This window comes from Anabaena sp. CCY 9613, from assembly GCF_963920895.1.
In the GTDB taxonomy this organism is placed as follows: Bacteria; Cyanobacteriota; Cyanobacteriia; order Cyanobacteriales; family Nostocaceae; genus Cyanocohniella.
The window spans coordinates 203,300-212,660 of sequence record NZ_CAWUDE010000010.1; the positions used below are offsets into that span (position 1 = coordinate 203,300).

Annotated in this window: 9 protein-coding genes, 1 other RNA gene and 1 pseudogene; 9 read left to right on the forward strand and 2 right to left on the reverse strand. The window is 41.3% G+C overall.

Translation table 11 applies throughout. The features are described 5' to 3' along the window. Window positions 1-3 precede the first annotated feature (3 nt). From ffs to queF, 4 genes are all read left to right on the forward strand, one after another. Window positions 4-100, forward strand: an RNA gene (ffs, locus tag ACM0OT_RS14050) — signal recognition particle sRNA small type. A 26-nt stretch (window positions 101-126) separates the two neighbouring features. Further along, the gene (locus ACM0OT_RS14055) at window positions 127-516 is read left to right on the forward strand and encodes a phasin family protein (protein ID WP_414564949.1); all 390 of its coding nucleotides are present in this window, start codon (window positions 127-129) and stop codon (window positions 514-516) included. 160 nt (window positions 517-676) lie between these two features. Next, window positions 677-1,075, forward strand: coding sequence for a hypothetical protein (locus ACM0OT_RS14060; RefSeq protein ID WP_414564950.1), 399 nt, complete (start codon window positions 677-679; stop codon window positions 1,073-1,075). 53 nt (window positions 1,076-1,128) lie between these two features. After that, the gene (queF, locus tag ACM0OT_RS14065) at window positions 1,129-1,539 is read left to right on the forward strand and encodes a preQ(1) synthase (protein ID WP_414564951.1); all 411 of its coding nucleotides are present in this window, start codon (window positions 1,129-1,131) and stop codon (window positions 1,537-1,539) included. Window positions 1,540-1,570: 31 nt separating this feature from the next. Here queF and ACM0OT_RS14070 read toward each other — a convergent pair whose 3' ends face one another. Together ACM0OT_RS14070 and ACM0OT_RS14075 are read right to left on the reverse strand one after the other, a co-directional pair. Beyond that, window positions 1,571-2,962: a cytochrome c biogenesis protein gene (locus ACM0OT_RS14070; protein ID WP_414564952.1), complete on the reverse strand. Its 1,392-nt coding sequence runs from the start codon at window positions 2,960-2,962 to the stop codon at window positions 1,571-1,573. A gap of 3 nt (window positions 2,963-2,965) precedes the next feature. Further along, window positions 2,966-3,706, reverse strand: coding sequence for a cytochrome c biogenesis protein CcdA (locus ACM0OT_RS14075; RefSeq protein ID WP_414545252.1), 741 nt, complete (start codon window positions 3,704-3,706; stop codon window positions 2,966-2,968). 242 nt (window positions 3,707-3,948) lie between these two features. On the opposite strand from ACM0OT_RS14075, the gene ACM0OT_RS14080 reads away from it, so the two are divergent. The 5 genes and pseudogenes from ACM0OT_RS14080 to ACM0OT_RS14100 form a co-directional block, all read left to right on the forward strand. Continuing rightward, window positions 3,949-5,244: an FAD-dependent oxidoreductase gene (locus tag ACM0OT_RS14080; RefSeq protein ID WP_414564953.1), complete on the forward strand. Its 1,296-nt coding sequence runs from the start codon at window positions 3,949-3,951 to the stop codon at window positions 5,242-5,244. Between the two features lie 7 nt (window positions 5,245-5,251). Continuing rightward, complete coding sequence (locus ACM0OT_RS14085) at window positions 5,252-6,430, forward strand: FAD-dependent oxidoreductase (RefSeq protein WP_414564954.1); 1,179 nt, start codon at window positions 5,252-5,254, stop codon at window positions 6,428-6,430. Window positions 6,431-6,484: 54 nt separating this feature from the next. Further along, window positions 6,485-7,597, forward strand: coding sequence for a glycosyl hydrolase (locus tag ACM0OT_RS14090; RefSeq protein WP_414564955.1), 1,113 nt, complete (start codon window positions 6,485-6,487; stop codon window positions 7,595-7,597). Window positions 7,598-7,681: 84 nt separating this feature from the next. Further along, window positions 7,682-8,998, forward strand: a complete 1,317-nt coding sequence (locus tag ACM0OT_RS14095) for a Rieske 2Fe-2S domain-containing protein (RefSeq protein WP_414564956.1) — start codon at window positions 7,682-7,684, stop codon at window positions 8,996-8,998. 19 nt (window positions 8,999-9,017) lie between these two features. Then, a pseudogene (locus tag ACM0OT_RS14100) lies at window positions 9,018-9,361 on the forward strand (hypothetical protein); the annotation flags it as partial.

The following is a 9,361-nucleotide window of genomic DNA, read 5'->3' on the forward strand; positions in this document are numbered from 1 at the left end:
TCAGACCTGGATCTATGCGACTTTAACGCCCAAATCTTGTCAGAACCGGAAGGTAGCAGCAATACGGGATGCTTATGGTAGGCGTAGTCTCCGGGTCGCCCTATTTTGTAGGAGCGTTCAGCAGCAATGCCTGGTTTTGGAGATATTGTTCAAAAAGCTTTTTACCTCGGTGTCGGGTTGGCTTCTTACGCGGGTGAGAAAGCAGGGGGGAAGTTAGCCGAACTGCGATCGCAAGTCCAAAAACTGGCGGATGAGATGGTGGCCAAGGGCGAAATGAATACAGATGAAGCCCGCCGTTTTGTAGAAGATATGATGAAGCAAGCTCAACAGGCGCCGACATCTACAGAAACAACGGAAAAACCACCAACGTCTGAACCCCGTCGCATCGAAATTTTAGAAGAAGACGAAGAGACAACAGTTAAAGAGCCAAAAGGGCCAGCAACAGAAAATGTTGATAACCTGCGCCAACAAGTGCTAAAACTGCAAGAAGAGTTAAAAAAATTGCAACAAGATTAGTCAGCAGTTAATTTTTATCTTGATGATTAGTAATAGGCGGCAATTTGGCATGGTGTTATATGCAGAAAGTTGATAACATACAATGCCTAGGGTGTAATCTAGTGCTGCAAGCTCAGTAGCACTAAGCGTCCTGTTTATAGCTGGTAAGGGCGTCAAGTTTATGGAACAATGGCAAAAAGATTTAGCAGAAATCGTAGAAACAGTAGCTGACGAAGTAGAACGCTTCTTCCTAGGAATGAGTGAAATGGTGGATGTCTTTTTTGAATTGACGGAAGAATTTACCGAACAAGTACAAACTTCCATCGCTACTGAAGTTGACCAGTATTTACAGGATCTCACTGACCCGATTTTAGAAGTTTATTGGGAACTGGAAGATGTGGTTGGAGATGGAGATCCAGGTTTTCCTTATGGGGTAGAACCGACATCAGAAAAGAATCCTGCTTGCATAGGTTGTCATAATTACCACGGTCAAGTTTATGGTGGTAATTTATTAGTCTGTGCTATGCATCCTCATGGATGGGATGATGAAAGTTGTCCTGATTGGGAAGAGCTTGGTTAACAGTATTCCAAAAGCTAACAATTACTACCCAAAGCTATATATCTAAATAAATTATGAGCAATTCTTCACCTGAGATTGTATCCCAGCCCCAGCCAGAAATGAAATATGGCGAACGCGAAATTGCGGAAGGTAAATTAATTACGTTTCCTAATCCACGTGTGGGTAGGCGATATGATGTGAATATTACTTTGCCGGAATTTACTTGTAAGTGTCCGTTTTCTGGTTATCCGGATTTTGCGACAATTTATATTACTTATGTGCCTGATGAGCGAGTGGTGGAGTTAAAAGCTTTGAAGCTGTATATTAATAGTTACCGCGATCGCTATATTTCCCACGAAGAATCTGCTAATCAAATTTTGGATGATTTTGTGGCTGCTTGTGACCCTTTAGAGGTGACAGTTAAGGCAGATTTTACTCCTCGTGGGAATGTGCATACGGTGGTGGAAGTGCGTCACCAAAAATAGATTTAAACCCCAAGTCACGCCCAGAGGTAGGCTAAGACTCAGCACCTCTAGGCATTTCAACTTGAGGCTGAGAACTCAAACCATCCAAAATCTGCAAAACCTCTTGTTCAAAAGCGACTTGGGCGCGATTAGTCTTACCTCCAACATACAAGCGATCGCCTTTTTGTAATGCCCAAATTTGTGAATGAGAGAAATAACTCATGGTTGCGCCTAACATGAGTAATGCGAATCCTGTGTAAACCATCGGGATACCAGGATCAGATTTAATTTGTAAGCCAGTACTACCCACCACATCGACAATTTTCAGGTTCACGCCATTGATTTTGGCTGACATTCCTGTGCGTACGGTATCTACTAATTTGCCGGTGGAATCATAAATTAATACCATACCTTGCAAGTCTTTGGCGATCACCGAAACACCTTCACTCAAATCTGGTTTAGTGGGAATCCAACTTCCCCAGATGCGTCCTCGGCCATTGGTGTCTAATGAAGCCATCGGTAACTGAAAAATCGGGCTGTTATTAAATTGGATGCGAACAGCTGAGATTCCCCAATCAGTTTGATAAAAAGTAACGCCATGATAACGCAGGGGTTGGTTGACGAAAATTTTCTGATGGTCAACTTCTTCTCCCTGGTTATTCAATACAGACATATCGGAATAAAATTGGTCAATCCCGCCAGATGGGGTGTAATCAATCCAAAAACGATTAACTCGCACAGACCAATTTTTTAAATCTTGGGGATTTGCCCAAGGGCCAGCATCTATAATATTTTTTACCTGAAATGTATCACCACTGATGATCATTTCTTGAGCCATAAAGCCTGTCATCGCCCCCAAAATTCCCCCCAAAAGGATAGTCACAATCCCCACATGCACAATAATGGGGCCGATGCGTCCAACTATTCCTTTACGGGCGTAGAGAATATTGTCTTTTTCTTGAAAAATTTTATAACGGCGATTCTGTAAAATTTCGTTGAGGGAATTGAGGGAACCAGTATCTAATTCCGCACTCAAAGCTAACTTTTGGAATTGTCGGGGTTCTTCGTAATATTTCCAGCGACGGGCGGTTTTTAAGGCTGGTAACTGGCGGGTGAAAGTACAAGCTGTGAGACTAGTACCAAATAAAATCAGTAAGCCAAGAAACCACCAAGTACGGTATACATGGTCTAAACCCACTACCTGAATAACCTTCCAAGTCAAAAAACCAAATAAAGCTGGATGTTCAGGGTAGTTAGACTGATAGAATGCGGGTGACTGACCTTGCTCAATTACAGTCCCACTGATACTAAAAAGAGCAATGAGTAAGAGTAAGGCGATCGCTAGGCGTAAATTAGTCAGTACAGGCAAAAACTCCCTGCGTAAGAATCGCCCAGGTACTAACCACCAACTTAATTCTGTGGAGGCTGAATTGTCTACAGTCATGGCTTAAAAACTACCCAAGGGAAAGCGAGAAATTAAAGAAAATACACCAAATCCTACCAATAGCACACCACTGACTGGATTAATCCAACCAGACCAGCGCCGCAACTCCAGCAGTTTTTTAATGGAAGCAGTGAAAGTACCAGCCAAAATTAATGGTGCTACATAACCTGCTGTATAGGATAGTAACAAAACAGCACCGAGAATTAAATCTTGTGTACTGGCAACCCAACCCAGTAAGCTGGCTAAAACGGGGGTGCTACAAGGAGATGCTACTAAGCCGAAAGTTAGCCCCAGGGAATAAGAACGCACTCCTGGCGGTAAATTTGGGGAAATCCAATTTGTTTCACCCAAAGAGGGAAATTGTAGGGGTAATGCTTCTAATAAGTTTAACCCCATGAGAATAGCAATAATACTCACAATAATTGGCAAGCCGATACCCACTTGACCATAAACCTTGCCAACAAAAGCCGCTATAATCCCTAATCCAGCTAGGGTAGTTGCCAATCCTAACGCAAACCATGTAGATTGGGCTGCTGCTTGTAGGCGGCCTTTCGCTTCATAACCCCCAATATAACCAATGGTAATGGGCAGCATTGAAAGCATACAAGGGGTGAGGCTGGTGAGTAAACCAGCTGCAAAAATAATGCCTACACTTAGCAAGCTGAGGTGTGTTAGTTGGTAAGAAACAACAGTGTTAGCAAATTGTTCTAGTTGGTACAATTGGGTTTGCAGAGTCTCCAGCATGGGGTGTTTTTGCACGGGAAATGCTTGTTCTACTTGAATTTTAACGTAGTTTGTGCTGCGAATGTGGAGGATATCAACTAAAGGATATCGCCAAGCATGAGTTTTACGCGATCGCGGAGCGTGCGTTTTACGTGATCGCCTGCTGCTGGATATCTCTAGATATTGTCAACATCCCTCGGAAGATTCATGAAAGATTAAATTCACTGCATTAATAATCAAAGTAAGTATTAGATATTAAAATTATGTCCAGAAAAGTAGTGATTGTTGGCGCTGGGCCCAGCGGACTTTTACTCGCTCACTATTTATTACAGCGGGGAGAAAAATACCACATAAATATTTACGAGCGGCGCAGCGATCCGAGAATTATCTCATTCTCTAAATCTCGAACCTTCCCGATTTCTCTCAATGAAAGGGGTATGAGTGCTTTGAGGCAAATTGAAGGTTTAGAAGCAGCAGTCAAAGCCGTAAGTGTGGAGATGACAGGAACAGTTTTTCATCAGAAAAATGGTAAATCGAGAATTACACCCAGAGAAAAACCTTTAGTTACTCTTGACCGGACTAATTTAGTCATTGTATTACTAGAAACATTAGCACAAAAATATGATAAAAGTCGATTAAACATTTACTTCGATTGTCAATGCCAATCCGTTAGTTTTGATAATAAGACAGTTAGTTTTAAAAATATTGCCATTGAAAACCAGCCAGATTTCACTGTTGATTATGACTTATTAGTTGGAGCAGATGGAGCCAATTCTGTAGTTAGATCAGGTTTTCTAGAAATTGAAAATTTTGAATGTGAACAGAAGTATTATCCCACTGACTACAAATCAATTTTTTTAGATGAGCAAGTTAACTCCAGTAATCACCTCCAAAAAGACAATATTCATACTTGGAGACTCAACGATGGAACACTCATGGTAGCTTTGTTTCAAGCCGATGGAACGATGAGCGGTGCTATCAATTTTCCCCGCGAAAAAAATCAGATTGTTGGTCTTTCTAGCCCACAAGAAGTACTCAATTTCTTCCGCGAGAATTTCCCGGAAATTGGTGAAATGATGACAGAAGCAGCAGCAAAAGATTTCCTAGCTAGACCAATTGCCAAAATTTTAACAGTTCGTTGTAGTGATTATCATCATGGTGATAGTGTGCTAATTATAGGAGATGCTGCTCATGCTGTATCTTCTTCTATTGGTCAAGGTTGTAATGCAGCATTAGAAGATGTCATGGTATTTGCTCATATTTTAAATGAATATGCAGATAACTTAGCAGCAGCGCTTCAGCAATTTACCCTGCGTCGTCAACCAGATGGTTACGCTTTAGTAGAACTGGGAGACTATGCTTTTCCTTCATCTACTGGATTATTTTTTGAATTTATTTTGAGAGAATATCTTGCCAAAATTAAGCATCGATTTCTACCTAATATCTTCCCACATTCATTAATTGACATGATATTTGAAACCACGCTTCCTTATTCCGAAATTTTGCGAACTTATCAAGGTTGGATATTGAAAATGAAAAAGAAAAATCAAAATGGCTGATTATTTTATGAATGTAAATAGGGAACAAAAAATAGTAATTATTGGTGCAGGAATTGGTGGTTTAGTAGTTGCGATCGCCCTCCGCAATTTAGATATAAATGCTCAAGTTTATGAAAAAGCACATTATTTGCGTCCAGTAGGTGCAGGCTTAAGTCTTTTACCCAACGGACTCAATAGTTTAGAAGCCATATCCCCTGGTATTACCCAGACGCTAAAATCTGCGGGTAGCCAAACTCACAAACTCAACTTGCACAAAAGCACAGGCGAATTGATTGGTCAGAAATTAGTAACACTGCAAGAGAAATATGGGCAACCGATGTTACAGATTCGCTGGTCACAGCTGCAAGATATCCTCGCCTCCCAACTACCAGCCGAGACAATTCACCTTGATCATCGCTGCATTGGTTTTCAGCAAAATAACGAAGGCGTGAAAGTATATTTTGATAACGACACCACAGTAAAAGCAGATTTACTCATAGGCGCTGACGGTTTAAACTCCGCAGTCAGACAAACCTTGATTGGTGACGGCGAACCTTGTTATGCTGGCCGCATGTCTTGGCGGGCTGTCCTCAAATACAGTCACGAAAAGTTACTTGCTAACGAAGTCATGTCCATGACAGCACCAGATGGTAAGATTTTTGGGTTCTTCGACTTAGGTAGCGGCTATGTATTTTGGAGTGCAGCTACCCTCTGTCCAGAAGGAAATATTTCCCCAAGTGCTACTGCTGTCAAATCTCGCCTTCAAGAAAAGTTTGCAGGTTGGGCAGAACCAGTACCAGAAATATTGCAAGTAACAAACCCTGAAGACATTGTAGAGCGCCCCATATGTGACAGACCTCCTCTGGAAAATTGGAGTCAAGGCAGAGTCACACTTTTAGGTGATGCAGCCCATCCAATGGTGCCATTACTAGGTCAAGGTGCAAATACAGCCTTTGAAGATGCATGGGAACTTTCTCAATGTCTGCGTCATACCTCCAATATAGAAACAGCTTTAACTGACTATGAAAATAGTCGTAAACCCCGGACACAAGTCATCCAAATTCGTAACGCAGTCCAAGCCAAAGGTGCTTATCAAGCCGATAGCGAGACTTACCTTAGCAAAATGATGCAACAAGCCCAACTCAGTGATGCTGAATTTGAAGAATGGCTGTATAGTTACCAACCTTCCGTAACCAGCCATTCCTAAATTACCTTTCTTTTCTTAGCGCCTTTGCGCCTTTGCGCGAAACAAATTAATCTTATGAATTACGCAACCCAAATAAATCAACCCGGTCTAGTATTAGCACCAGGCCCGTCAGGATGGTGGGACTCCGAACGAGTTTCTGCACCACAGGTCATGCACTGTCCCGATGGTACTTGGAAGATGTGGTACTACGGCCGAGATGCTTCGTTTGACCGAAAAATTAATTTACCCACCGGTCGCTGTGGTTTAGCAACATCTTTTGACGGTATTCATTGGGAACGAGTTAAAGGGCCACTGACTATGGGTTCTGTCTTAGAACCTCACCCAGATTTACATCGGTTTGACTCAGCCCATGTTGGTGTCAGCAATGTCCAATTTATCGATCATCTTTATTGGATGTGGTACTTCGGCGGCGACCACACGGTCGTTAACATAGGCAAGTTTCAAGCTAAAGGATTACAAATGCGCCCTGGCTGTGCTATTTCCCGTGATGGTATTAATTGGGTACGTCTGGAAAGTACCTATCAGGGGGCGCTTCTAGATGTAGGTAAAGAAGGTGAATTTGATGCCCTGTTCTGCGCTTGGCCTCAAGTGTTGCGTGATGATGATGGCACTTGGAAGATGTATTACCACACCCTGAACCCAGAAAAAGGTTTTTTAGTTGGTTTAGCAACATCAACCGATGGTTTGCGTTGGGAAAAAGTTGGTCAAATTTTAGGGACGGGTGATTCTGGCAGTTTTGATGAGAAAGGCATTGGTACTCGTCATGTCCTGAAAATCAATGGAGAGTACTTAATGTTTTACGAAGGTGTCAATAATAGCGGTTATCATTCCATTGGTGTAGCCGTTTCTGACGATGGTATACATTGGCAAAAAGATTCAAATCCCGTCTTTTGTCATGCACCTAAAAACTCTAGTCGTTGGGATGCTAGGGCAGTAGGTACACCTTGTGTAGTACCAATGGAAGATGGCAGTTTCCGCATGTATTATATCGGTGCAAATGAAGGAGGCCATGATGAATTATCGTCACAGCATCAGATTGGTTTAGCAGTGAGTGAGAAAGATAATTTTCGTCAATGGCATCGTTGGGGGGAAAAAGAAGCAGGGGAGCAGGGAGCAGGGGGAAGTGAACTGAATAATAACTGTGCATCTGTCTTTGAGGGTGTATGAAAATGGGATGGCATCTACTGTTGGGAAGATGGATTGAGCTATGACAGTTCGACAGTATTAGGGTGGCGGCACCCTAATAATACTATGACGTTAGAAGCTCAGACTCCAGAGACTCTGGAAGTGTGTGAGGAACAGCAGGAATTTAATTGGCGACAATGTTGGTATCCTATTTGCTTTGTGCAAGATTTACCGCAAAATCGCCCTTATGGCTTTTCTTTATATGATGAACCTTTTGTTTTGTTTAGAAATCAAGAGGGAATATTTGTTTGTTTAACTGACAGGTGTCCTCATCGTGCTGCTAAACTTTCTGATGGACAAATTATTGATGGCAACATTGAATGTTCTTATCATGGTTGGCAGTTTGGTATTGATGGTCAATGTCTGCATATTCCCCAGTTACCAACAGATGCTAGTATCCCTGTGAATGCCTGTGTGCAATCTTTTCCGGTGATAGAACGTCAAGGTTTGATTTGGATGTGGCCAGGGGATTGTCAAACTGCAATGGCTGATTTAATTCCCACTATTGCTGATTTAGATCAACCAGAATTTGTCTACACTGACTATATAAGAGATTTGCCTTATGACCAAGCTTATTTAATAGAAAATTTTGTTGATCCGGCTCATGTTTATATTAGCCATGATGGTACAGAAGGTAATCGCAAACATGCCCAACCTTTAGCAATGGAAGTGAGCGATTTTTCTGTTAAAGGGTTTCGAGGTCAGATGCGTCCTGCTAATAATCCTCATGGCGTTTGGCAAAATCTGGATTTTATCGCCCCTAATTTGGTGCATTATCGATTAAACTTTAAGCCTGGTTGGTATGCGGGGATAGCTTTATATTCAATTCCTTTGGGTAAGGGAAGATGCCGTCTGTTGTTGCGTAGATATCGCAATTTTCGGACTTTAGAGATGAAGTTGAAACCGCGTTGGTTAGAACATTTTCGCCAAAATAAAGTTTTAGAACAAGATTTACCGCAAATAGTAGGACAACAAGCAGAAATTGCGCGATCGCAACAAAATCTAAACCAAGTCTATTTACCACTGAAAACATCAGATTTATTGGTAATTAGTTATCGTAAATGGTTAGATAAGTTTGGTGATTCTTTACCATATTATCAAGGTTATTTTACTTCTAAAGATTTCGACCATCATTCAATAACAGACTCAAATAGATTTTTACAACACACATTAATTTGTAGTTCCTGTAATCGAGCATATCGGTTAATTAGTCAACTTAAACAAGTTTGTATAAGTGTAGCGATCGCACTGGCAGCTTTGGCAATAATTACAGACACAACTGTTAGTAATATATCTGTGTGTTTATCTCTGGTGTTTGTGCTGATAGCAGTAGGATTAGAAAAATTGAAAACTCATTTTCAATATTCATATACTCACTTTTAACCTTTAAAGGATTCTCACAATGCAATATCAAACAGTGCAGCAAAACACCAGACTAGGTAGAGAAATACTACCTAATGAAAAGCTGATGCAATTGACAATTAAGCAGATATCTGAACTTAAAAAATCACTGTGGGAACATGGCGTAATTGTGATGCGAAAACAACATTTAACAGCGTCACAACTCAAGGAATTTGCTCAAAATACTTTTGGTAATGTCAATTTTGGGTCTAAGTCTAAACCTCTAAATCCTCTAATTCATCCAGATTTGCAAAGTCCAGGTGTAGCTATTTTAGGTAATCCTCAAGCAGTTGACACTCTCCCGACTACAAAAATTTCGCTACGCTCATTTTTGCAAAAAGTCGG